Origin of the sequence: Pseudomonas sp. RL_5y_Pfl2_69, assembly GCF_963970465.1 — a bacterium.
Classification (GTDB): domain Bacteria; phylum Pseudomonadota; class Gammaproteobacteria; order Pseudomonadales; family Pseudomonadaceae; genus Aquipseudomonas.
The window spans coordinates 36,324-60,920 of record NZ_CAXAOU010000013.1 but is presented as its reverse complement, the minus strand read 5'-3'; the positions used below and the strand labels follow the sequence as shown (position 1 = coordinate 60,920).

General features: G+C 57.3%; 23 protein-coding genes. 10 read left to right on the top strand and 13 right to left on the bottom strand.

The window, feature by feature from the left end:
• Positions 1-3: 3 nt before the first annotated feature.
• Entirely contained in the window at positions 4-408 is a 405-nt protein-coding gene (locus AACY07_RS19980; RefSeq protein WP_339477039.1) for a flagellar basal body-associated protein FliL, read from the bottom strand.
• 100 nt (positions 409-508) lie between these two features.
• Positions 509-877, bottom strand: a complete 369-nt coding sequence (locus AACY07_RS19975; RefSeq protein ID WP_339477036.1) for a hypothetical protein — start codon at positions 875-877, stop codon at positions 509-511.
• Positions 878-1,242: 365 nt separating this feature from the next.
• Here AACY07_RS19975 and glpT point away from each other — a divergent pair, with 365 nt between their 5' ends.
• Positions 1,243-2,598, top strand: coding sequence for a glycerol-3-phosphate transporter (gene glpT / locus AACY07_RS19970; protein ID WP_133079082.1), 1,356 nt, complete (start codon positions 1,243-1,245; stop codon positions 2,596-2,598).
• On the opposite strand, the gene AACY07_RS19965 is transcribed toward glpT, so the two are convergent.
• Positions 2,595-3,254 carry a gamma-glutamylcyclotransferase gene (locus AACY07_RS19965; protein ID WP_257622990.1) on the bottom strand — a complete coding sequence of 220 codons (660 nt, stop codon included), beginning with the start codon at positions 3,252-3,254 and terminating at the stop codon, positions 2,595-2,597. The two genes, glpT and AACY07_RS19965, sit on opposite strands and share 4 nt — an antisense overlap.
• 202 nt (positions 3,255-3,456) lie before the next feature.
• Between AACY07_RS19965 and AACY07_RS19960 the strand changes: the two genes are divergently transcribed.
• Positions 3,457-3,936, top strand: a complete 480-nt coding sequence (locus tag AACY07_RS19960; protein WP_219262582.1) for a sn-glycerol-3-phosphate transporter — start codon at positions 3,457-3,459, stop codon at positions 3,934-3,936.
• A 113-nt stretch (positions 3,937-4,049) separates the two neighbouring features.
• Here the strand turns inward: AACY07_RS19960 and AACY07_RS19955 are convergent, their stop codons facing one another.
• The 5 genes from AACY07_RS19955 to AACY07_RS19935 all read right to left on the bottom strand — a co-directional run bounded on the left by AACY07_RS19955 (position 4,050) and on the right by AACY07_RS19935 (position 9,277).
• On the bottom strand, positions 4,050-5,018 hold the full coding sequence (locus AACY07_RS19955; RefSeq protein ID WP_133079083.1) for a CDP-6-deoxy-delta-3,4-glucoseen reductase: 969 nt from the start codon (positions 5,016-5,018) through the stop codon (positions 4,050-4,052).
• On the bottom strand, positions 5,018-6,484 hold the full coding sequence (ubiD, locus tag AACY07_RS19950) for a 4-hydroxy-3-polyprenylbenzoate decarboxylase (protein ID WP_133079084.1): 1,467 nt from the start codon (positions 6,482-6,484) through the stop codon (positions 5,018-5,020). Before ubiD ends, AACY07_RS19955 begins: the two co-directional genes overlap by 1 nt.
• 142 nt (positions 6,485-6,626) lie before the next feature.
• Positions 6,627-7,886, bottom strand: coding sequence for a transcription termination factor Rho (gene rho, locus AACY07_RS19945; protein ID WP_003438291.1), 1,260 nt, complete (start codon positions 7,884-7,886; stop codon positions 6,627-6,629).
• A gap of 233 nt (positions 7,887-8,119) precedes the next feature.
• A complete protein-coding gene (trxA, locus tag AACY07_RS19940) occupies positions 8,120-8,449 on the bottom strand; it encodes a thioredoxin TrxA (protein WP_016783018.1) in 330 nt (109 codons plus the stop codon).
• 120 nt (positions 8,450-8,569) lie between these two features.
• A complete protein-coding gene (locus AACY07_RS19935; protein WP_219262583.1) occupies positions 8,570-9,277 on the bottom strand; it encodes a FadR/GntR family transcriptional regulator in 708 nt (235 codons plus the stop codon).
• A gap of 256 nt (positions 9,278-9,533) precedes the next feature.
• On the opposite strand from AACY07_RS19935, the gene AACY07_RS19930 reads away from it, so the two are divergent.
• The 5 genes from AACY07_RS19930 to ppx all read left to right on the top strand — a co-directional run bounded on the left by AACY07_RS19930 (position 9,534) and on the right by ppx (position 14,147).
• Positions 9,534-10,319, top strand: a complete 786-nt coding sequence (locus AACY07_RS19930; protein ID WP_339477032.1) for a transporter substrate-binding domain-containing protein — start codon at positions 9,534-9,536, stop codon at positions 10,317-10,319.
• Between the two features lie 21 nt (positions 10,320-10,340).
• Positions 10,341-11,006 (top strand): amino acid ABC transporter permease, encoded by a 666-nt coding sequence (locus AACY07_RS19925; protein WP_133079087.1) that lies wholly within the window; start codon positions 10,341-10,343, stop codon positions 11,004-11,006.
• Positions 11,003-11,653, top strand: a complete 651-nt coding sequence (locus tag AACY07_RS19920; protein ID WP_219262605.1) for an amino acid ABC transporter permease — start codon at positions 11,003-11,005, stop codon at positions 11,651-11,653. The genes AACY07_RS19925 and AACY07_RS19920 overlap by 4 nt, the downstream gene beginning before the upstream one ends.
• A complete protein-coding gene (locus AACY07_RS19915) occupies positions 11,640-12,377 on the top strand; it encodes an amino acid ABC transporter ATP-binding protein (protein WP_219262585.1) in 738 nt (245 codons plus the stop codon). The genes AACY07_RS19920 and AACY07_RS19915 overlap by 14 nt, the downstream gene beginning before the upstream one ends.
• A gap of 267 nt (positions 12,378-12,644) precedes the next feature.
• Positions 12,645-14,147 carry an exopolyphosphatase gene (gene ppx, locus AACY07_RS19910; RefSeq protein WP_339477030.1) on the top strand — a complete coding sequence of 501 codons (1,503 nt, stop codon included), beginning with the start codon at positions 12,645-12,647 and terminating at the stop codon, positions 14,145-14,147.
• Between the two features lie 61 nt (positions 14,148-14,208).
• Here the strand turns inward: ppx and ppk1 are convergent, their stop codons facing one another.
• Entirely contained in the window at positions 14,209-16,446 is a 2,238-nt protein-coding gene (gene ppk1, locus AACY07_RS19905) for a polyphosphate kinase 1 (RefSeq protein WP_133079091.1), read from the bottom strand.
• Between the two features lie 446 nt (positions 16,447-16,892).
• Between ppk1 and AACY07_RS19900 the strand changes: the two genes are divergently transcribed.
• Positions 16,893-17,513: a DedA family protein gene (locus tag AACY07_RS19900; RefSeq protein ID WP_133079092.1), complete on the top strand. Its 621-nt coding sequence runs from the start codon at positions 16,893-16,895 to the stop codon at positions 17,511-17,513.
• Here AACY07_RS19900 and AACY07_RS19895 read toward each other — a convergent pair.
• Positions 17,491-18,729: a sterol desaturase family protein gene (locus tag AACY07_RS19895; RefSeq protein ID WP_339477026.1), complete on the bottom strand. Its 1,239-nt coding sequence runs from the start codon at positions 18,727-18,729 to the stop codon at positions 17,491-17,493. The two genes, AACY07_RS19900 and AACY07_RS19895, sit on opposite strands and share 23 nt — an antisense overlap.
• Before the next feature lie 108 nt (positions 18,730-18,837).
• Here AACY07_RS19895 and elbB point away from each other — a divergent pair, with 108 nt between their 5' ends.
• Positions 18,838-19,503 (top strand): isoprenoid biosynthesis glyoxalase ElbB, encoded by a 666-nt coding sequence (elbB, locus tag AACY07_RS19890; protein ID WP_339477024.1) that lies wholly within the window; start codon positions 18,838-18,840, stop codon positions 19,501-19,503.
• Here the strand turns inward: elbB and AACY07_RS19885 are convergent, their stop codons facing one another.
• The gene (locus AACY07_RS19885; RefSeq protein WP_019824452.1) at positions 19,504-19,956 is read right to left on the bottom strand and encodes a YaiI/YqxD family protein; all 453 of its coding nucleotides are present in this window, start codon (positions 19,954-19,956) and stop codon (positions 19,504-19,506) included. It abuts the gene before it with no gap.
• A 65-nt stretch (positions 19,957-20,021) separates the two neighbouring features.
• Complete coding sequence (srmL, locus tag AACY07_RS19880; RefSeq protein WP_339477021.1) at positions 20,022-21,161, bottom strand: PheS-related mystery ligase SrmL; 1,140 nt, start codon at positions 21,159-21,161, stop codon at positions 20,022-20,024.
• Between the two features lie 494 nt (positions 21,162-21,655).
• On the opposite strand from srmL, the gene AACY07_RS19875 reads away from it, so the two are divergent.
• Positions 21,656-22,573: a hypothetical protein gene (locus AACY07_RS19875; RefSeq protein ID WP_339477019.1), complete on the top strand. Its 918-nt coding sequence runs from the start codon at positions 21,656-21,658 to the stop codon at positions 22,571-22,573.
• A 97-nt stretch (positions 22,574-22,670) separates the two neighbouring features.
• Here the strand turns inward: AACY07_RS19875 and AACY07_RS19870 are convergent, their stop codons facing one another.
• A complete protein-coding gene (locus AACY07_RS19870; RefSeq protein ID WP_339477017.1) occupies positions 22,671-24,569 on the bottom strand; it encodes a cytochrome c/FTR1 family iron permease in 1,899 nt (632 codons plus the stop codon).
• Positions 24,570-24,597 lie beyond the last annotated feature (28 nt).

Sequence of the window (24,597 nt, the reverse complement as noted above, 5' to 3'; positions counted from 1 at the left end):
GCCTTACTGAACGATCAAGTTGTTGAACAGCAAATCGTCCACCATCGGTTTGCCGGTTTCATCGGTCATCACCTGCTGGATCTGCTTCAGGGCTTGCTGACGCAGCTTCTCCTTTGCCTCGACGCTGCCCAGGGTGTCACTGGTCTGCTGGGTAAACAGCCCCACCAGCTGATTACGAATCAACGGGTCATTGGCTTTAACCGCCTTGGCAGCCTCGGGACCCGTCACGCGCAAGGAAATATCGGCCTTGTACACCTTGAGTTTCGAACTGCCGTCCAGGCCGTAATTGCCTACAAACGGTGGGCTCAGGGTGATATAGCTAACCTTGTCGCCGCCTTCTTGCGCCTCTTCTCCAACCGCTGCCATCGGCAAGGACAGGGCCAGCATCAACATGATCCACGCTTTCACAATTCGCTCCTTAATACGGTTGGGGGCAAGCATACGGGGCTGCTTGCGGACCTATCTACCCTTATCGGCCAATCCCTGAAAAGCCGTAGGCCAGCGCGATTCAGTTGTGTCCAGCCACCCCGGTCATCAGTAGCGCCCTGACGCGTTCAGGCAACATGTCCACAAATTTCCGGCTGCGTTTTCGCTGACAGGTTTCAATCACTTTGCCCGCACCTTGCGAAAGCGCGTACAAGCCCGTCGCCAACTGATCGATGGAATACTGCCCGGCCTCAAAACCCTCGATCAATAGGCTGCGGGTCTGCCGGAACAACGTTATCTCGGCCAGAGGCTGGTCAATTGCGCCACGAAGGTAGCCCTTCACTTCCCGGTTCAGCTTGAGGCAGGTTGCGCTGCGCAGGTCGATCGAAAACGCCTCTGCCCGTGCACCCGCTGCCATAAACATCACGAAAAACCACACCAGACACTTCATCTACTGCCCCCTTTTTTGCGCCAAACCGCGCCCACTGGAATCCAAAGGGGGAAATAGTAGTGGTGTGCTGGCTGACCTCTCAGTTCACCGGCTCTGAGCCTGTCGTGAGATCGCTCCGATTGAACAACCCGCCTCTGCCCACTTAAACATCTCAGAACAATTATTTATCAGCCCTTGGAAGTAGATTTCTGACAGATCCCAGACTCAAGGTGTCTGCTGTCGGGTTTATAAGCACGCGAGATGTTCACAAGCGAAAATCGTACGTGGGATTATTCCTTCAGCTCCAGGGATAAGGCCTGTCATTTTCAGTAACGAAAATGTAACGTTCGGCACCGCTGATATAACAAGAAATTTGGAGCTCTTGAATGTTTGCTTTTTTCCGACCTGCCGCACACCAGGCTCCCCTGCCTGAAGAAAAAATAGACAGCACCTATCGACGACTGCGCTGGCAGATTTTCGCCGGTATCTTTTTTGGTTACGCCGGTTACTACCTGCTGCGTAAAAACTTCTCGCTGGCCATGCCGTACCTGATTGATGAGGGTTATACCCGGGGTCAACTGGGCGTGGCGATGTCGGCGATAGCCATTGCCTACGGCCTGTCCAAGTTCCTGATGGGACTGGTGTCCGACCGCTCTAATCCACGCTTCTTTTTGCCTTTTGGCTTGATGATTTCAGCTGGGGTCATGTTCATTTTCGGTTTCGCACCTTGGGCAACGTCCAGCGTGACCATGATGTTCATTTTGCTGTTTATCAACGGCTGGGCTCAGGGCATGGGCTGGCCGCCCAGTGGCCGGACCATGGTTCACTGGTGGTCGCAGAAAGAACGCGGCGGTGTGGTGTCTGTGTGGAACGTGGCCCACAACGTGGGCGGCGGCCTGATCGGCCCGCTGTTTTTGCTGGGCATGGCCTGGTTCAACGACTGGCACGCCGCTTTCTATGTACCCGCCACCGTTGCCCTGTTAGTGGCACTGTTTGCGTTTATTGCCATGCGCGATACGCCGCAGTCAGTCGGCTTGCCGCCGATTGAAGAGTACAAAAATGATTATCCGGCGGGTTACGACGCCAGCCACGAAGACGAGTTCAGTGCCAAAGAGATCTTCGTCAAATACGTGCTGCGCAACAAAATGCTCTGGTATATCGCCATGGCCAACGTGTTCGTTTACCTGCTGCGCTATGGCGTACTGGACTGGGCGCCAACCTATCTGAAGGAAGCCAAGCACTTCACGGTGGACACCACCTCGTGGGCGTACTTCTTCTACGAGTGGGCAGGGATTCCGGGCACGCTGCTGTGCGGCTGGATGTCGGACAAGATCTTTCGCGGCAATCGCGGCCTGACCGGCATCGTGTTCATGTCGCTGGTGACTGTTGCGACACTGGTTTACTGGCTCAACCCGCCGGGCAACCCGACCATCGACATGATCGCGCTGTTTTCTATCGGCTTCCTGATTTATGGGCCGGTGATGCTGATCGGCTTGCAGGCTCTGGAACTGGCACCCAAGAAAGCTGCAGGGACTGCCGCAGGCTTTACCGGGTTGTTCGGCTACCTGGGCGGTTCCGTCGCGGCCAGCGCGGCAATGGGCTACCTGGTTGACCACTTCGGTTGGGATGGCGGCTTTGTGCTGCTGATCAGCGCGTGCCTGTTGGCCATCGCGTTCATGATCCCGACCCTGCGCCACAAAAATGTGGCCAGTGAAGAACGTGCGGTTACTGCTCCCGCCTAAGGCGTGATCGGCACACAGCGCTTGAGCCGCGCCTCCAGATTTCGATCTGGCATGGCGTGGCTGCGCAGGGCGCTTACGGTCTGCTCGACATAATCGCGAGTCGTACCGTAGCGTCCGCTGGCGTTGGCCAGTACCTGGCTCAACACGCCATCCGGCAAGTTGCCCGCATAGCTGGGTAGATGTCGCTCCAGTACAAACCCCAAAGCCTGCACCTGACTGCCGTCTTCGAGTCGGCACGTCAGCCAGTGCGGCCGATACGAGGGCACTGGCATTTCACGCAGCCACAGGGCGTAGAGCGACGCGTCGAGGTTGTCTTCCGGCAAGCGATAAGCGAAGCCACTGCACGAACCACCACGGTCCAGGCCAAAGACCAGGCCCGGCCACTGAGGTGTGCCGCGATGCTCGTGAGACCACAAATACAGCCCGCGATGGTAGCCATGAACCCGGCCACGCACGCGTTCGACCGCCGTGCATTCAGGACGCCAGATCAATGAACCATATGCAAATAGCCAGACCGGCCCGCCTTGATGGCGCGCCATGGTGCTGTGCATGGAGTTGAGCAATTGTTCTGGCGTCAGCGGCGCACCGAGATCAAGTCGCGGCGGATAAGCCAGATTCAGGCAAGAAGATTCACTGATATTTATCGCTGGTGGCATTGGGTCCTACAGGCATTACATGCAGTAAACAAAATAACGACATTAATCTTATAGCACCAAATGCCATATGGCCTGCTCGGCAAGACGTATGACCGGGCGACTTCATGATTGCAACTACACTAGAATTCGTTTTGTTCAGGGGATGTTCAAGTCATCCCTTTATAGTTGCTGGCCGCAGGCGCACACCCAATGAGGTAGGTAGATGAGAAAACTTGGGATTTGCTTCCTGGCGATACTGGCGTATGCCACTTCCGCACTGGCACAAGATGACGCACAGCAAAAAAAAGAGGGGTTTTGGTATCTGCAAACCAGTGTCTATACCCGGCACTTTTCGCCAGACCCTGAGCACAACAACAATCAGGATCTAATCGGTATTGAGCGCCATGACGCTTCAGGCTGGTTAGTTGGCGGGGCAACCTTTCGCAACTCATTTCGCCAGCGTTCGTATTACGCCTATGCGGGCAAGCGCTTTGATAGCGACACGTACCCTGTGTATTTGAAGCTCACAGGCGGCCTGCTGGAAGGCTATCACGGCGAATATCAGGACAAGATCCCGCTTAACCGCTTTGGCGTAGCCCCGGTGATCATTCCTTCGGTCGGCGCCTACTATGGCCCGGCAGCCGTCGAGCTGGTGCTGCTGGGCTTCAATGCCGCAATGATCACCACCGGTTTACGTTTTTGAGGCAAAACCTGTGGGAGCGGCGGTGCGACGATTCAACCTGCCGCGATGCAGACGGCGCGGTCTAGCTGCATGACCGCTGTGATGCCATCGCGAGCAAGCCCGCTCCCACACATTCAAGGCCGCGGGCAGTAGGCAAAGACGTCGGCGCGCATCTGGTGCGCGTCCATGCCGGCTGCCACCAGGGCGTCGAGGGTACCGTAGATCATCGCCGGTGAACCGCTGGCGTAGACATGCACACTGGCCAGATCGCTGATGTCTTCGCACACGGCTTCATGCAGCATGCCGCACCGACCTTCCCACCCGCACAGATCACTCACCACTTTGTGCAGGAACAGGTTGGGGATTTTCTCCCATTGCTCCCACTCTTCCAGGGTGTAGAAATCTTCAGGACGACGTACGCCCCAGTACAAGTGCACCGGGTGCTTGAACCCTTTTGCGCGGCAATGCTCGATCAAGCTGTGCATTTGCGCCATGCCGGTACCCGCAGCGATCAGCACCAGCGGGCCGTCCGGCAATTCGGACAAATGCGTGTCACCGAACGGCAGCTCGAGACGGACCATCTTGTTGCGCTGCAGTTGTTCGATCAGGCGCCGGGCGCTGTCCTCACGAACCAGCACATGCAACTCAAGGTCGCGCCCCGAGTGCGGGGCGCTGGCCAGTGAAAATGCCGACTTGTCGCCATTTTCACGCTCCAGCATCACGTATTGCCCGGCGTGATAACGCGGCGGTTTGCCTGCAGGCGCACGCAAGCGCACGCGCCACACATCGCCACCCATATCGACACATTCGGTCAACTGACACGCCAGGCTACGCACCGGTAACTCTCCCAACGCAAGCACGCCATCCCACAACACCACACAGTCTTCAAGCGGGGCCGCCAGGCAGGTATAAAACTCGCCATGATCGCGCACGTCACCCGCTTGCTCCACCTGACCCTCAACCAGCAAGGCCGCACACACGTGGCAATTACCATTGCGACAGCTCTGCGGGCATTCATAGCCCAGACGTTGCGCCGCATCCAGAATTCGCTCGCCAGGCAAGGTTTCCAGCACCGCACCTGAAGGCTGCAAGGTTACACGCATCAATCTATTCCTAATTGATTCCAAATGTCATCGATCCGGCGAGTGACCGCCTCATCCTTGACGATGACACGGCCCCATTCGCGGGTGGTTTCACCTGGCCATTTGTTGGTCGCATCCAGCCCCATCTTCGAACCCAGGCCGGAAACCGGCGAGGCAAAGTCGAGGTAATCGATGGGCGTGTTATCGATCATCACCGTATCGCGCTTGGGATCCATGCGCGTGGTGATGGCCCAGATCACGTCGTTCCAGTCGCGGGCATTGATGTCGTCGTCGGTGACGATAACGAATTTGGTGTACATGAACTGGCGCAAAAACGACCACACACCCAGCATTACGCGCTTGGCGTGCCCCGGATACTGCTTTTTGATGGTCACGATGGCCATCCGATACGAGCAGCCTTCGGGTGGCAGGTAGAAGTCGGTAATTTCCGGAAACTGCTTTTGCAGGATCGGCACAAACACTTCATTCAGCGCCACGCCCAAAATCGCCGGCTCATCCGGTGGACGGCCGGTGTAGGTGCTGTGGTAGATCGGTTTGACCCGGTGGGTGATGCGCTCAACGGTAAATACCGGGAAGCTGTCGACTTCGTTGTAGTAACCGGTGTGGTCACCGTACGGGCCTTCGGGGGCCATCTCGCCGGGGTGGATCACGCCTTCAAGAATGATTTCAGCCGTGGCCGGCACTTGCAGGTCATTACCGCGACACTTCACCAGCTCGGTGCGATTGCCACGCAGCAAGCCCGCGAAGGCGTATTCGGAAAGGCTGTCCGGCACGGGGGTGACGGCGCCGAGAATGGTCGCAGGGTCTGCACCCAGGGCCACGGAAACCGGGAATGGCTGGCCGGGGTGTTTTTCGCACCAGTCACGGTAGTCCAGTGCGCCGCCACGGTGGCTCAACCAGCGCATGATGACCTTGTTACGACCAATCACTTGCTGGCGATAAATGCCCAGGTTCTGACGTTCCTTGTTCGGACCTTTGGTCACGGTCAGGCCCCAAGTAATCAGGGGCGCAACATCGCCCGGCCAGCAGTGCTGGACCGGTAACTGACCGAGGTCGACGTCATCACCTTCAACGACCACTTCCTGGCACACCGCGTCCTTGACGACTTTCGGGGCCATGGCAATGATCTTGCGGAAGATCGGCAACTTGGACCACGCGTCTTTCAGGCCTTTAGGCGGCTCGGGTTCTTTAAGGAACGCCAGCAGCTTGCCGATTTCACGTAATTCACTGACCGCTTCGGCGCCCATGCCCAAGGCCACGCGCTCCGGCGTACCAAACAGGTTGCCGAGCACAGGGATGTCGTAACCCACCGGGTTTTCGAACAGCAAAGCCGGACCTTTGGCGCGCAAAGTGCGATCGCAAATTTCTGTCATTTCCAGCTTGGGAGACACTGGAACCTGGATGCGCTTGAGTTCGCCGCGCTTTTCCAGGCCGCTGATAAAGTCGCGTAAGTCGCGATACTGCATGCTTGAGCCTCGTAGTGGCCGTGGCGTTGGGAGACAGAGTGTAGCGCCCAAGCCGTCTGTTCAGAAGGGAGAGCTGCCCGGATCAAAAAAGCTCAGACAGCAAAAAGCCGGGTTTCCCCGGCTTTTGCTTGCCTGCGACGACTTACTTGCGCTTCATCGACAGGAAGAACTCATCGTTGGTCTTGGTCTGTTTCAGCTTGTCGATCAAGAACTCGATAGCTGCGACTTCGTCCATCGGGTGCAACAGCTTGCGCAGAATCCACATGCGTTGCAGCTCGTCGTCCGCGGTCAGCAACTCTTCGCGGCGAGTGCCGGAGCGGTTGATGTTGATCGCAGGGAAGACGCGCTTTTCAGCGATCTTGCGGTCCAGAGGCAGTTCCATGTTGCCGGTGCCTTTGAACTCTTCGTAGATCACTTCATCCATCTTCGAGCCGGTTTCAACCAGCGCGGTAGCGATGATGGTCAGCGAGCCGCCTTCTTCGATGTTTCGCGCAGCACCGAAGAAACGCTTTGGCTTCTCAAGGGCGTGAGCATCGACACCACCGGTCAATACCTTGCCGGAGCTCGGGATCACGGTGTTGTAGGCACGGGCCAGACGGGTGATGGAGTCGAGCAGGATCACCACGTCTTTCTTGTGTTCGACCAGGCGCTTGGCCTTCTCGATCACCATTTCAGCAACCTGCACGTGGCGGGTTGGTGGCTCGTCGAAGGTGGAGGCAACCACTTCGCCGCGCACGGTACGCTGCATTTCGGTTACTTCTTCCGGGCGCTCGTCGATCAACAGAACGATCAAGTGCACTTCAGGGTTGTTACGCGAAATGTTCGACGCGATGTTCTGCAGCATGATGGTCTTGCCCGCTTTTGGCGGAGCAACGATCAGACCGCGCTGACCTTTACCGATCGGTGCACACAGGTCGATGACACGACCGGTCAGATCTTCGGTGGAACCGTTACCGATTTCCATCTTCATGCGTACGGTCGGGAACAGCGGGGTCAAGTTCTCGAAGAGAATCTTGTTTTTCGCGTTCTCTGGACGATCGTAGTTGATCGTGTCGACTTTCAGCAGTGCGAAGTACCGCTCGCCTTCTTTTGGCGGACGGATTTTACCGACGATGGTGTCGCCAGTGCGCAAGTTGAAGCGTCGAATCTGGCTTGGCGAGACGTAGATATCGTCTGGGCCGGCCAGGTAAGAGGCGTCAGCGGAACGCAGGAAGCCGAAGCCGTCCTGGAGAATCTCCAGCACGCCATCACCGGAGATTTCCTCGCCGCTTTTCGCGTGCTTTTTGAGCAGGGAGAAAATCACGTCCTGCTTGCGCGAACGGGCCATATTTTCTATGCCCATCTGTTCGGCCAATTCGAGCAGTTCGGTAATCGGCTTTTGCTTGAGTTCAGTCAGGTTCATATAGGAATGACGTAATCATTTATGGAGGGGGAAATTAAGCTTTTGGCTTAATGAGGCCGCGCCGCAGAGAAGGCGACAGGATCGCGTACTAATTCGATAAGGAGTGCGTCGGCGACGGCTTGCAGGGGGCAGTGGAGAAACCAGTGCGGGGCCGAATGTACCACTTGAGTTTCATAGCGTCTAGTCCTTGAGCCATGAAAAAGCCCCGCATTTAGCGGGGCCTTTATCGACGCTTAGATGTTAGCGTCGAGGAATGCAGCCAACTGCGACTTCGACAGCGCACCGACCTTGGTGGCTTCGACGTTGCCGTTCTTGAACAGCATCAACGTAGGAATACCACGTACGCCGTGCTTGGCCGGGGTTTCCTGGTTTTCATCAATGTTCAGCTTGGCAACAGTCAGCTTGCCTTTGTAAGTCTCTGCGATCTCGTCCAGAACCGGCGCGATCATTTTGCAAGGGCCACACCATTCAGCCCAGTAGTCGACCAGTACAGCGCCTTCAGCCTTGAGAACATCGGCCTCAAAGCTAGCGTCGGTGACGTGTTTAATAAGATCGCTGCTCATGGAAGTCTCCGTGGTTGTAAGCAAAAACGTAGCACATCATAGCCGTCATCACCGCGTTCAGGAAGGTGAGGGATGATTGACTCTTACTATAGTGGTGCATGAGTGCGGATATCGCCCGCTTCAGGAGCCGGCAGGGGTGACGAACACTATCCCGGTTCGTGACGCAGCCTGGCGAATGTGCTCGCCCATGGCTTTATGCGCGGGGCCACTGGCGTGGCGGGCCAGTGCCCGGAGTATTTTGCGATGTTCCTGCCAGGTTTCCATCGCCCGCTCACGACGGATGAACGGCAACTTCTGGCTTTCGAGAAAAATATCGGCGCGGGTAATCAAAATATTGGCCATTGCCTGATTGCCACTGGCGCGCAGAATCAGTTGATGAAACTCGAAGTCCAGTTGCGCGGCCCGCTCAAAATCCTCGGCGCGCAATTCATGACGCATTGCCTCGACATTGTCTTGCAGCACGTCCAGTTCATCACGGGTCAACCGCACCGCCGCCAGCCCGGCGGCAAAGCCTTCCAGCGCGTAACGCAGCTGGAAAATATCCTGCGCGCAGGCCTGCGCCGCAAAGGGCCAGTCCGCCGCCGGCGTCACGACCGCGGGCTCATCTGCCGCCTGGACATACACACCTTTGCCCGGCTGCACGCTGATCACGCCCAGTGCGCTGAGTGAGGACAACGCCTCGCGCAACGATGCCCGGCTGACACCCAGTTGCACCGCCAGCTCGCGTTGAGACGGCAAGGCATCGCCCGGTACAAAACCGTTCTCGACGATCAATTTACGAATGGCCAGCAATGCCACTTCGGGTACGGCCCGTGCGCTTGAATTCATCACAAATCGGCTTGATCGGCTCAGGAAAGTCGTAGTTGTAAAGCTATTGCCAACGCTCGGCAAGTCACGCCCCAAGCCGGTTCAAGCCTTGGAACGAACGCTCGATCGAGGTGCAAAAAACCCGACCACTGTTCAGACCAGTCCGACCACCACAAGCCTTCTTTCATCAGCTTCGCAGGCCATAAATCCCCTGTTGGCATGGCCTGTGCTCTGTCCAAAACAGACACCACCGCCCGCCCGTTCCCGGAGAGTTGCCATGACCCAGCGCTACAGCGCCCTGATTTGCGCCTTGTTCGCCAGCCTGATGCTGAGCCAGGCCCCGGCTCACGCCAATGACCTTGAGGATGTGATTGCACGCGGCACGCTCAAGGTCGCAGTCCCTCAGGATTTTCCGCCCTTCGGCTCGGTGGGCCCTGACATGAAGCCTCGGGGGCTGGACATCGACACCGCCAAACTGCTGGCCGACCAGCTCAAGGTCAAGCTTGAGCTGACCCCCGTCAACAGCACCAATCGCGTGCCTTACCTGACGACCGGCAAAGTCGACGTGGTGATTTCCAGCCTCGGTAAAAACCCGGATCGCGAAAAAGTCATCGACTTCTCACACGCTTACGCGCCGTTCTACCTGGGCGTGTTTGGACCGCCAGACGTTCAAATCAAAACCCTGGACGACCTCAAGGGTAAAACCATCAGCGTCACCCGGGGTGCGATCGAAGACATCGAACTGACCAACGTGGCCCCTGCCGGCGTCACGATCAAGCGCTTCGAAGACAACAACTCAACCATCGCCGCGTACCTGGCGGGCCAGGTGGACTTGATCGCCAGCGGCAACGTGGTGATGGTCACCATCAGCGAGCGCAACCCCAAGCGCCTTCCGGCGATGAAGCTCAAACTCAAGGATTCGCCGGTCTACGTGGGCGTCAACAAGGGCCAGCCCGAGTTGCTGGACAAGGTGAACCAGATTCTCGCCACGGCCAAGGCTGACGGCAGCCTGGAAAAAAACGCGCTGCAATGGCTCAAAGAGCCGCTGCCCGCTGACCTCTGATAGCTTGCGACGAGGTCAATCATGGCTTATCAGTTCGACTTTTTACCGGTGCTGCAAAACAGCGACCTGTTAGTGCGTGGTGCCCTGTTCACCCTTGAGCTGACCGCTATCGGCACAGTGCTCGGGGTCAGCCTGGGGATTGTCGGCGCTGTGGTCCGGGCGTGGAATATTCGACCTTTCGCTGCGCTGTTCGGGCTGTATGTCGAGTTGATCCGCAACACGCCGTTTCTGGTGCAGCTGTTTTTTATCTTCTTTGGCCTGCCAGGCCTGGGTGTGCACATCAGCGAATGGCAGGCCGCGGTGCTGGCGATGGTGATCAACCTGGGCGCCTATTCCACGGAAATAATTCGTGCGGGCATTCAGGCCATCCCCAAAGGCCAGCTGGAAGCGGCATCGGCCCTGGCCATGAGCCGGTTCGAGACGTTTCGTTATGTGGTGCTGCAACCGGCGCTGGCCAAGGTTTGGCCCGCCTTGAGCAGCCAGATCATCATCGTGATGCTCGGGTCGGCGGTTTGTTCGCAAATCGCCACTGAAGAGTTGAGCTTTTTTGCCAACTTCATTCAGTCGCGCAACTTCCGGGCATTTGAAACCTATGCCCTGACGACCCTGATCTACCTGTGCATGGCCTTGCTGATCCGCCAGTTACTGAACGGGTTCGGCCGCCGTTACCTGAGCAGGAGCCGCTGATGGACTTCACCTTCTGGGACATCGTGCGCAATTTGCTGATGGGTTTGCAGTGGACAGCCGCCCTGTCACTTGTCGCGTTTATCGGCGGCGGCCTGATCGGTTTGCTGGTGCTACTGATGCGCATCTCCAAAAGCCGCTTCGCCCGCACTCTGGCACGCTGCTATATAGAGCTGTTCCAAGGCACGCCCTTGCTGATGCAACTGTTCCTGATCTTCTTTGGCGTGGCCTTGCTGGGCATCGATATTTCGCCGTGGATGGCCGCCGCGCTGGCCCTGACGCTGTTCACCAGCGCCTACCTGGCCGAGATCTGGCGTGGCTGTGTCGAGTCGATTGCCCACGGCCAGTGGGAGGCCTCGGCAAGCCTGGCCATGAGCCCGCTTGAGCAGTTGCGCCATGTGATCCTGCCGCAAGCCTTGCGGGTTGCCATCGCGCCCACTGTGGGGTTTTCAGTGCAGGTCATCAAAGGCACTGCCGTGACCTCCATCATCGGTTTCACCGAACTGACCAAGACCGGCAGCATGCTGGCCAACGCGACCTTTGAGCCCTTTATGGTCTATGGCCTGGTGGCGCTCGGTTACTTCCTCCTGTGCTACCCCTTGTCGCTCAGTGCGCGCCATCTGGAAAGGAAACTGCATGCCTCTGCTTAGAGTTACCGCCCTGCATAAATATTACGGCGACCACCATGTGCTCAAAGGCATCGACCTGACCGTCGAGCAGGGCCAGGTTGTCGCGATCATCGGTCGCAGCGGCTCGGGTAAGAGCACCCTGCTCAGAACCCTGAACGGGCTGGAATCCATTAACGACGGGGTCATTGAAGTCGATGACGAATACCTGGACGCCGCCCGCGCCGACTTGCGCAGCCTGCGCCAGAAGGTCGGCATGGTGTTTCAGCAGTTCAATCTGTTCCCGCACCTTAGCGTGGGCGAAAACGTCATGCTCGCCCCGCAAGTGGTGCAAAAAGTCCCCAAAGCCAAGGCCGCAGCCTTAGCGCGGGAAATGCTGGAGCGGGTGGGCCTGGGCGACAAGTTCGACGCGTTCCCCGAGCGTCTGTCGGGCGGGCAACAGCAGCGTGTGGCGATTGCCCGGGCGCTGGCCATGTCACCCAAGGTGCTGCTGTGTGACGAGATCACCTCGGCCCTCGACCCGGAACTGGTCAACGAGGTGCTCAGCGTGGTGCGCCAGCTGGCCCGCGAAGGCATGACGCTGATCATGGTCACCCACGAAATGCGTTTTGCCCGTGAGGTGGGCGACAAGCTGGTATTCATGCACCAGGGCAAGGTGCATGAAGTGGGCGATCCAAAAGAGCTGTTCGCCAATCCGAAAACCCCGGAACTGGCGAATTTTATCGGGACAGTGGAGGTGAACGGTTAACCCATCCCTCCGATGGGAGCGGGCTTGCTCGCGATAAAGGCAACGCGGTGAGTCAGATGCACCGTGTTGATAGCATCGCGAGCAAGCCCGCGCCCACAGAAAAACCGACCTGACACGGCACTTAAATCGCACACAAAAAAACGAATTATCCCGGAAGAGCTAACGTCATTGCTTTCGTGCTTCATATCAATGCATCTGACATCACGCGTTGGCGCGAGCCTTTGATCGTGGCACGATGTTCAGGTTATCGACCGAGACCCCTCAACCATGCCCCAATCCCAAGCCAAGAATCCGTCCCTGATCGCCGCCATCGATCTGGGTTCTAACAGCTTTCACATGGTGGTGGCCAAGGCCCAGAATGGCGAAATCCGCATTCTTGAACGTCTTGGTGAAAAGGTGCAGTTAGCTGCCGGCATCGACGAAGAACGCAAACTCACCGAAGAATCCATGCAACGCGGGCTCGATTGCCTCAAGCGTTTTGCCCAGCTGATCAACGGCATGCCGTTGGGCGCTGTGCGCATTGTGGGGACTAACGCATTGCGCGAGGCGCGTAACCGCAACGAATTTATCGTGCGCGCCGAAGAGATCCTGGGGCACACCGTCGAAGTTATTTCCGGTCGCGAAGAAGCGCGCCTTATCTATCTTGGCGTCTCCCACACCCTCGCCGACACGCCGGGCAAGCGCCTGGTGGCCGACATTGGCGGCGGCAGTACCGAATTCATTATTGGCCAGCGCTTTGAACCGCTGCTGCGCGAAAGCCTGCAGATGGGCTGCGTCAGCTTCACCCAGCGTTATTTCCGCGACGGCAAGATCACCCCGGCTCGCTATGCCCAGGCCTACACGGCTGCGCGTCTTGAAATCATGAGCATTGAGCACGCCCTGCACCGCTTGACCTGGGATGAAGCGATCGGCTCCTCAGGCACCATTCGGGCCATCGGCCTGGCCCTCAAGGCGGGCGGTCATGGCAATGGCGAGGTGAATGCCGAAGGCCTGTCCTGGCTCAAGCGCAAGCTGTTCAAGCTGGGCGAAGTGGACAAGATCGACTTTGAAGGCATCAAGCCCGACCGCCGAACCATTTTCCCTGCCGGGCTGGCGATTCTTGAAGCCGTGTTCGACGCTCTTGAACTGCAACGCATGGACCACTGTGACGGCGCACTGCGTGAAGGCGTGCTGTACGACCTGCTGGGCCGTCATCACCACGAAGACGTGCGTGAGCGTACCCTCAGCTCGCTGATGGACCGCTATCACGTCGACCGCGAACAAGCCGCCAGGGTTGAACGCAAAGCCCTGCGCGCCTTTGATCAAGTCGCCAAGTCGTGGGACCTCAAAGACGGTGTCTGGCGTGAACTGCTGGGCTGGGCGGCCAAGGTGCATGAAGTCGGGCTGGACATTGCCCACTATCACTACCACAAGCACGGCGCCTACCTGATCGAGCACTCCGACCTTGCCGGCTTCTCACGTGAAGACCAGCAAATGCTCGCGCTGCTGGTGCGCGGTCATCGTCGAAATATTCCAAAAGACAAGTTCGCCGAATTTGGCGAGGACGGCATCAAGCTGATTCGCCTGTGCGTGCTGCTGCGTTTTGCGATCCTGTTCTACCACATCCGTGGCAACCAGGAAGCGTCGCAGGTCAAGCTGCGCGCCGAGGGCGATCACCTTGAGGTGATCTTCCCCGAGGGCTGGCTTGAGCAAAACCCCCTGACCCAGGCCGACTTCGAACAAGAAGCTCAATGGCTGACCCGGGTCGGGATTGTGCTGACGGTGTCCTGACCCGACACCATTCAAACCAACTGTAGGAGCGGTCTTGCCCGCTCCCACAGGGGTTACAGCTTTATACCGAAGGCCCGGTGCTCACCGTCAATACGGGCAGGCTCAAACGCTCCAGCAAGGTTGCCTGGGCGCTGCGCGGGTTCTGGTTACCGGTTGGCGTGTTACGGATGTAACGGCCGTCCGATTGCAGGCTCCAGCTGTGGGTGTTGTCGGTCAGGTAGCACTCCAGCTCTTTCTTGACCCGCAAAATCAGCTTTTTACCCTCGACCGGGAAGCACGTCTCGACGCGTTTATCGAGGTTGCGCTCCATCCAGTCGGCACTGGACAGGAACATCTGCTCTTCGCCGCCGTTGAGGAAGTAGAACACCCGCGTGTGCTCCAGGAAGCGGCCGATGATCGAGCGCACGTGGATGTTGTGCGAGACACCCGGAATGCCCGGACGCAGGCAGCACATCCCACGCACAATCAGATCGATTCGCACACCAGCCTGGCTGGCCTTGTACAGCGCCCGAATGATTTTCGGGTCGGTCAGCGAGTTGAACTTGGCGATGATATGCGCCGGTTTGCCTTCAACCGCGAACTGGGTCTCGCGGGCAATCATGTCGAGCATGCCCTTCTTCAACGTGAATGGCGCATGCAGCAGTTTTTTCATGCGCAACGTCTTGCCCATGCCGATCAGTTGGCTGAACAACTTGCCTACGTCTTCACACAGCGCGTCGTCCGAGGTCAACAGGCTGTAATCGGTGTAGAGCTTGGCGTTGCCGGCGTGATAGTTGCCGGTACCCAAGTGCGCGTAACGCACGATCTCCCCCGCCTCACGGCGCAGAATCAGCATCATCTTGGCGTGGGTCTTGAAGCCGACCACACCGTAGATCACCACCGCACCGGCCGCTTGCAGACGGCTGGCCAGTTGCAGGTTGGACTCTTCGTCAAAACGCGCACGCAGCTCGATCACCGCGGTCACTTCTTTACCGTTACGCGCGGCATCGACCAGCGCATCCACGATTTCAGAGTTGGCACCGCTGCGGTACAGGGTTTGGCGCACGGCCAGTACATGGGGGTCTTTGGCCGCCTGGCGCAGCAAATCCACGACCGGGGTAAACGACTCAAACGGGTGCAGCAGCAAAATATCCTGCTTGCTGACCACGCTGAAAATATTCTCGCTGTTCTGTAGCAGCTTCGGGATGGCCGGGGTAAACGGCGTGTATTGCAGCTCAGGGTGGCTATCGAGCCCCGTGATACTGAACAGACGCGTGAGGTTCACCGGGCCATTGACCTGATACAACTCGGTTTCATGCAGGCTGAACTGCTTGAGCAGGTAGTCGGACAAATGCTTGGGGCAGGTGTCGGCGACTTCCAGGCGCACAGCATCGCCGTAACGACGAGAGAACAACTCGCCACGCAGGGCGCGGGCCAGGTCTTCTACATCTTCGGTATCGACCGCCAGATCGGCGTTACGGGTCAGGCGGAACTGGTAGCAGCCTTTTACCTTCATGCCCTGAAACAGGTCATCGGCGTGGGCGTGGATCATCGACGACAGGAACACGTAGTTGTCCCCGGCGCCGCCAACCTCTTCAGGCAACCTGATCACACGCGGCAACAGGCGCGGTGCCGGGATAATCGCCAGGCCCGAATCACGACCGAAGGCATCGATGCCTTCAAGCTCGACGATAAAGTTCAGGCTCTTGTTCACCAGAAGCGGGAACGGGTGCGTTGGGTCCAGGCCAATCGGGGTGATGATCGGCGCGATTTCGTCGCGGAAGAACTTGCGTACCCACGCCTTGATCTTGGTGTTCCAGTGCCGGCGACGAATAAAGCGCACCTGATGCTTTTCAAGCTCGGGCAGCAGGATGTCGTTGAGGATCGCGTATTGGCGATCAACATGGCCATGCACCAGCTCACTGATGCGGGCCAGCGCCTGATGCGGCTGTAAACCATCAGCACCGGCCTGTTCACGGGCGAAGGTGATTTGCTTCTTCAGGCCCGCGACACGAATCTCAAAAAACTCATCCAGGTTGCTGGAGAAAATCAGCAGGAACTTCAACCGCTCAAGCAGCGGGTAGGACTCATCCAGCGCTTGTTCCAGCACGCGAATGTTGAACTGCAATTGCGACAGCTCACGATGGATATACAGGCTGCTGTCATCAAGGCCAGGAACGGCAATCGCCGGATGCACCGCCGCATGCGTCTCGGCCACGGCAGGCGCAGGGGCTTGAGGTTCAGGCGGGGTTTCAGAGACTGGCTCAGCAATCGGCTGAGCTTCAGTGGCAACGATTTCAGCAAGTCCTTCGGTATTCATTGAATGATCCTGTAAGAGCGGGTTTGACTCTCGTAACAGTTAAGCGACACCAGCAGTCAAGTTGTCAGAATGCCATCAACGCCAGCGGGTTTAAACCGCTCCAAGGCGCTTTATGCGGGCCTGAGCCTGGTTAGAGGGCGATTTATTGAAATTGTTTCCAGAGGCACCGGCATGTGGGAGCGGGCTTGCTCGCGATGGCATCACCCGTGCTTGCCTGCCAGGCCGCATAGCCCCCATCGCAGGCAAGCCAGTCCCCACAGGTTTGAGGCAATAATCACCTCGCGCATGGTTATAGCGCCTTGCCATGAACACTAGATGACAACGCTAATGATGTAGGTCAAATACACATGATTTGTAGGATTTGTTAACGCAAAGTCACATTTCGATACTTTCCCGAACGTCCCTTAAGGCGTAGGCTGCGCGTTCATTTCGCCAGCATCCAGACAATGCTCCAACAATTTCTTCAAGAATTCGGCTACTTCGCCCTGTTTCTAGGGACGTTCTTTGAAGGTGAGACCATTCTGGTTCTCGCAGGCTTCTTGGCGTTCCGCGGATACATGGACCTCAAACTGGTCATGATCGTGGCGTTCCTCGGCAGTTATGCCGGTGATCAGCTGTGGTACTTCCTGGGGCGCAAGCACGGCCGCAAACTGTTGGCGCGCAAACCGCGCTGGCAACTTATGGGCGACAAGGCTCTGGAGCACATTCGCAGGCACCCGGACATCTGGGTCTTGAGTTTTCGCTTCGTCTACGGCCTGCGCACCGTCATGCCTGTGGCAATTGGTCTGTCGGGATACCCTCCTGGCCGCTACCTGCTGCTCAACGGGATTGGCGCGGCCATCTGGGCCATCGCCCTGGCCACCGCCGCCTACCACTTTGGCGCCGTACTCGAAGGCTTGCTGGGCAACGTCAAGAAGTATGAGCTGTGGGTGCTTGGTGCCTTGCTGCTGATCGGCCTGTGCCTGTGGGCCCGTCGCCGCTTCAAGAATGCGCGCCTGGCCAAACAGACTGCACTTGAAGAGAAGAACAAGACCAGCGTTGAGGTCAGCAACCCGCCAGCTGAGTGATGCGGTTTCGGCACATGTAGAGCCCCATCACGCTCAACACGGTGTAACTGAGCAGGCCGACCCAGCCCAATGCGCTGGCCGGCCACAGCCCCGCCCAAGGGGCCAGCCAGACCAGCGGCACATTAAGCGCCAGGCGCAACCACTCAAGCTTCAGCGCCCAGGGCCGATTCTCCAGCCCGGCACCCAGCACGAACAATCCCAACGCCATAGCGCCCCATCCCAGCATCAATGCCGGGGTTGGCAATGTCTCGCCCACGTTCAGCAAATAACTGCCCAGCGCCACATAAACCGCGAATTGCACCGCGATATACAGCTGCTGACGCAATGGCAACGCGATCTCGAACTTTTCGAACTGGCTTAAATCCGGTTTTCCCATCGGGTAGTTCATCGCCACATCCGCCGGGCGCCAGCCCGTGGGCATGAACCAGATTCGCAGCTTGTCCCGCCAGCGTTGGGTACGTCGTGCATCGGCCAGTAACTGGCCATAAAACTGCCAGTTTGCCCACAGTGGGTTCCAGCTTTTCAGCGGTGTAGACACGCCATAAATAACCGGCTCTGCGTCGTCCTCTTCCTGGAAGGTGCCAAACAATCGGTCCCAGAGAATGAACACCCCCCCGTAATTACGATCCATGTAGAGAGCATTCTGCCCATGGTGAGCCCGATGATTGGAAGGCGTCACAAAGAACCACTCGAACCACCCCAGTTTGGGTACATGCCGGGTATGGACCCAGAATTGATAGAGCAGGTTAAGCGTCGCCACAGTGGCAAACACCAGCAGCGGCACGCCCAACACTGCCATCGGCAGGTAAAAGACCCAGCCGAACACAAACCCGGTACTGGTTTGGCGCAGGGCGGTGGACAGGTTGTAGTCTTCACTCTGGTGGTGCACCGAGTGCGCGGCCCACAGCACATTGCGCTCATGCCCGAGACGATGGTGCCAGTAGTAGCAAAAGTCGTAGAACACGAAAGCAAACAACCAGACCCACAGGCTGTCTTCCGGCAGCTGCAGCAGTGCCAGATACTTCAGCGCCAGCGCATAAGTGATCAGCCCTACGCCTTTGGTCAGCAAACCGGTGGTGGTCGACAGCACGCCGGCGCTCAGGCTGCTGATGGTGTCTGCCAGGCGATAAGTACGCATCCCGCGCCAGCGGTCGGCCAGCAGCTCGACAGCAATCAGCACAAAGAAAAACGGAACTGCATACAGAATCAGCTTCATGGCACACCCCGACCGACGATCCATCAAGCGTAGGCGGACTTAGTGCGAAACCCTATGGCATCAAGCGCCAAATCAGGCGACATTAACGCCATGAACAAGGAGACCGACATGACCACAAAAAAAGTTGCCGTCATTCTTTCGGGTTGCGGCGTCTATGACGGCGCCGAGATCCATGAAAGCGTGATCACCCTGCTGCGCCTCGACCAGCGCGGCGCCAAAGTGCAGTGCTTTGCACCCGACATTGCGCAACTGCACGTCATCAACCACCTGACCGGCGAACAAATGCCCGAGACGCGCAATGTGCTGGTGGAATCAGCACGCATTGCCCGAGGTGAGATCAAGGATGTTCGTGAAGCCAGGGTCGAAGATTTTGACGCCCTGATCGTACCGGGCGGGTTTGGCGCAGCCAAAAACCTGTCCAGCTTTGCCACTGAAGGCGCCGCGTGCACGGTCCAGGCTGACGTTCTGCGGGTGGCCGAGGCCTTTGCCGAAGCAGGCAAACCCATTGGCCTGATGTGTATTTCCCCCGCCATCGCCGCCAAGATTTATGGCCCTGGCGTGATCTGCACCATCGGTACGGACGCCGATACCGCTGCGGCAGTCACCAAGATGGGAGGCTCCCACGAAGAGTGCGAGGTTTCGGAAATTGTCGAAGACAAGGCCCGCAAACTGGTGAGCACACCGGCCTACATGCTTGCCACATCCATCAGCGAAGCAGCGTCCGGCATCAACAAGATGGTTGATCGGGTGCTGGAACTCACTCAAAAGAACTGATCAGCCCCGCGCCAGCCGCGTCAGGATGCGGTCAAGAGCATTGGCGAACGCCTGTTTTTCGCGTTCGCCATAGGCGCCTTGCCCGCCACTGACCTGACCTTGCTCTCGCAGATCGGTAAACAGATTGCGCACCGCCAACCGCTCCCCCATGTTCTGCGGATCAAACTCCTTGCCCCGCGGGTCCAGCGCCGCCACGCCCTTTTTCACCAGCCGGTCGGCCAGGGGCACATCACTGCAAATCACCAGCTCACCGGGCACCGCGTGCTCCACCAAGTAGTCATCCGCCGCATCCGGGCCGCTGGGCACCACAATCAGTTTGACCAGCGCGTAGGTCGGCTTGATCTGGCTCTGCCCCGCCACCAGCACCACCTCGAACTGACGCTTGAGGGCGAACTTGATGACCTGATCCTTCGCCGCCTTGGGGCAAGCGTCTGCGTCGATCCAGACACGCATGGGGGTAACTCCTGAAAAATGGGCCAAGGCTATCACCTGCAAGCCAATCAGAATGGAGTACTGGCTCAGCCCTTGATCCTGTAGCCTCCACCCTCAGCGCCTTCATGCAATGCAGACTGAATACGCTCATACAATGCATTGGCTTCTAACGTAGTAATGGAACGCGAACAGTCCCGCAATACCACCCGCAACAAAACGTTTTCTTGCCCGGGTAACAGCCCGAGCCGTTCAATCGCTTGCACAGGCAATTCATCCATGGCCCAGCGCCCTTTGACTTGCATTTCTTCAATCCAGGCCGAGCGATCACCTGCAGCAAGCAACATCTTTTCGGTCAGCACCTCTTCACTCAAGCCCGGCGTCACTGCAAGGGAGATATCACGTGTGATGCAAGGCAACCGCGAAACGGCCTGCCAGGGTTGCAAATCATGCATCTGGGCCTGAACGCGTTCATCAGGATCCCGTAGCAAGCGAATATCGGGTATGCCCTTGCGTAACATGGTCAGGCGATCCAAGCCCATGCCCAATGCCAGACCACCATGCCTGGCAGGATCAATACCCAGTCTTTGCAAAAGCGAGGGTGCAATACACCCACACTCAAGCACTTCGACCGGTTGCTCCTGCGAGATCAGGTTTACCTCGATTCCGCCTTCGGTGTAGTGGTGCGGACTGTCACTGTATACCCACGCCATGTTGGGTACCGCACACTCAAGGATGTCACCCACCAGTCTCAGTAAATGCGTACGGGTTGAGAGTGCTGGATCACCGAGCAGCCAGATATCCATCTGATGTGGCTCAGCACAGTGCCATCTGTCGCGGCTATCGCGCCTGAATGTAATACCGGGAGCCGCCAGCAGGATGATTTCCCCTGCTTTACGGTCCTGTGCGACTCGCTGCAAAGCCCGTGGGATTTGACTGGTAGTTTGAGTACGCAACAGCGAATGCTCATCCACCCAGCGCGTATGCTCACTGCCTAACGTGACCTCTGCAGGGTCATAGCCAAGCAATCCATAGTTCTCTTGCGCCGAAACAATTCGCGGGCCTCTCAGGATCTGGCCAGCAGGCCAACCACGGCTCACCAGGCCCTCAAGTACCTCACTTAACAAAAGCCCGATGGCATGCGCTGGACTATCCACTTCTGTGAGATCACAAAGCTCAAGAGCATTGCTGACCGAAAGTGCACAAATATACTTTTTTGACGAAAGCATAACGACTCCTCGCCTGGATTACGGCAAATACCAATAAGTATTAAACAGAGTGCAAAATCTAGATCAAAAACGCTTTAACTCACAACAGAGAAACAATAAAACCCTGAGGACAAGCCAAATATCAGACAATGCCTACATAAAATTCCTACACTAATATCCGAACTTGCTAAATGAGGTTAATGCAATAGAGAAACAATATAAAAACACATGAAACATCACTTCAACCTGCCAATCATTAGCCCTAACATAGCAACCTCCTGACGCGCTCAGGCATCCAACATACATTTATTACACTGCACAGCGAGGATAAATAATGACTAACTCAACGCTACCAAAACCAAAATTAAACCGAACCACATCCGACCCGGACAACTTCGGATGGGCTCCATTTGCCTGGGCTTTCCAGCCAGATTGAGTGGGTAATATAGACATGTGAGCGCCAAAACAAAGCAGACATATCAATTGGCGCCCACTTCCCATTAGAGGGCATGCCTATGCCTGCGAATAACTTCCCTTTCAACTTAAAAGACGCGTGGATCGTCTCCGACAACAATGATTTTCTACAAAGGTGTATTGCTCAAGGCTTTAATGCACAATCACTCAATGACATAGCGTTTCTTCCAGCACAAAGTATCGTCTTTGCCTTTTGCAATGAAGCCGCCAGGCACACATTCAAAATTGCTAAGCAGACCCCTGCCAGAAAAAGTATTTTTTGTGCGGTCCACGTTTTTGAGTCGTCCGTCAGAAGTGCACTCTATGGGCTGGATCTTATCCTGAAGAGTGACTTTGACGATGCACTCCAAAAACAGCGGCTTGTCTTGACGCAGCTTGATACCTACAGGGAGTTCAGTTTGGACGGGAGCAATTCCAAGGCTCGCGTCACTATTTCAAAGCAGGCCATCCCATACGCCATGATCGAAGAAGACATAAACAATGACTTTGTACATTCAATAGCTGAATTTTTTGAAGTGCACTATGCCCACATGAATTCACATGCACCTTGCCCCTTCCAGTTTAATGGGCACCTGACAATCTCTGGCATTCTCACCGTACTTAGAAAGTCTTCCACATCAACGGACATCGCATTAAAGATAGCCCTTGAACATCTCACCCGTGATGTTGCACACCACACCGCACTCTTGACGGTGGAAAACAACATCCTCACTTCATTCCGGGTCAACGATACAGAACACAAAGAATTACTAAACTGTGCGGCCGGCGCACGAGGGTTAAAGCTCACGGAGTTTGCAGTAGGGGTGAATAATGCTATAGCACCGTTTATTGATTATCGTATCAACTCTCAAATGAACGAAGGCATTAGCGGAGTGCATGTTGCATTAGGTGATGGTTCGTCGGGGTATCACATCGACTTTCTAAGCCCTGGCGTGGTGTTCACGCCCTCACCAGGGTAATCAAGCACAATAGCGCAACAACTATGTCACGCCGAATGGCATTAGCCGCTGGCAAGCCACACAGTAAGTATGTGGCTTACCACAACTGCTCGGATGCTTACGAAGCCTGCACCCGGCGCTTTTCCGCCATTTTGCTGCGACTGTACAACACGATAATCGCCACAATGGCGACCGCCTGCGCAGCCAGCGAGTAGGCATCCGCGTGAATGCCCAACCAGTCGAAGTCAAAGAACGCTACAGGCCGCGTACCGAAGATGCCCGCCTCTTGCAGTGCTTTCACGCCATGCCCGGCGAATACGACCGACAGGGCGCAAAGAAGGGCCGCGTTGATGCTGAAGAACAGCACCAATGGCAATTTGGCCGAACCGCGCAGGATGATCCACGCCAGCCCCATCAGTAACACCAGCGCCGTGGCGCCGCCCGCCAATACGGCGTTATGACCCGCAGGCCCGGCTTGCAGCCACAGGGTCTCGTAGAACAGGATCACTTCGAACAGTTCGCGGTACACCGAGAAAAACGCCAGGATCGCAAAACCAAAGCGCCCGCCACCACTGACCAGACTGCTTTTGATGTAGTCCTGCCACGCAGCCGCATGGCGACGGTCGTGCATCCATACGCCCAGCCACAGCACCATGACGCTGGCGAACAAGGCCGTGCACCCTTCAAGCAGTTCGCGCTGGGCGCCGCTGACGTCGATGACATAGGCGGCCAGCGCCCACGTAGCGAGACCTGCAACCAGGGCCAATCCCCAGCCAATGTTGACGCTGCGCACCGCAGACTGCTGGCCGGTATTGCGCAGGAAAGCCAGGATCGCGGCCAGTACCAAAATCGCTTCCAGACCTTCGCGCAGCAAAATCAACAGGCCCGAGATGTAGCTCAAGGTCCAGCTCAAGCCATCGCTGCCCAGCAGCCCGGCTGACTCTTTAAGCAAGGCCTTTGCGGCATCCAGACGCTGCTCGACTTGCTCGATCGGTAAGCCGTCCTGCAATGACTGCCGATACGCCATCAGGGCTTTCTCGGTGTTTTTACGCACGTTGGCGTCGACGTTATCCAGCGAGCTTTCAACCAGCTCAAAGCCTTCCAGATAAGCCGCTACCGACAGGTCGTAGGCTTGTTCGCGGTCGCCGGCGCGGTAAGCCGCGAGGCTTTTGTCCAGGGTAGCGCTGGTGTAATCAAGCAACTGCGCCGGACCGCGTTTGACTTGCGGCGGCTGCGCCCGTTGGGCACGGAAGGTCGCCGTCGCCTCGGGGCCTTCAGCCGCCAGCACTTCATTCGGAGTTTGACGGGCAAGATCCGCCAGATTGTAGGTTTTGTCGGCCTTTGCCGCAGCCGGGTCAGCACTCAAGCCCGCGATGTAAGTGGCCAGGTCCCAGCGCTGACGCTCGTCCAGCTGATCGGCAAACGAAGGCATATCAGTGCCTTCAACACCCAGGCCCAACGTGTTGTAGATCGCGTAGAGGCTCAACCGGTCAAGGCGCTGTACGTCGCGCAGGTTGGCCGGAGGCGGCGTCATCCCAAGGCTGGCGGGACCATCCCCGGCGCCGGTTTCACCGTGGCACACCGAGCAATGCTGGGCATATAACGGCGCGCCACGGGTTGGGTCCGGGGTGATGGCAGGTGCCTGGCTGACCTCGTAGGCCACAGCCAGTCTGGCACCCAGTTGCCGCGCCTCACGGGCAACGGCAGTGCCGTCCTCACGCTTTTCGATGGCGGCTTGCAAGGCGTTCACACCCCGAGCCAGCTCGGCTCGCTCAGGGCGCTCTGGCAGGCCCTCAATCAAGCCCTTGAGTACGGTCAGGAACTCCAGCTGCTCGCGGTACTCGGTTTCATCGATGACCTTCCCGTTCTCAACGGTAGGCGGATAGTCCGCACCGATGTAGTCGATCAGGTGCAGCGCTTGTGAGGCGCCTTCCGGGGAGTTGGCAGACACCGTAAGGCTGCACAACGCGAGCACTGGCAACATCAGCCAGGCAAAAAAACGCGAGCGGGCGGTCATTGATAAATCCGGATGGAAATGAGAAGTA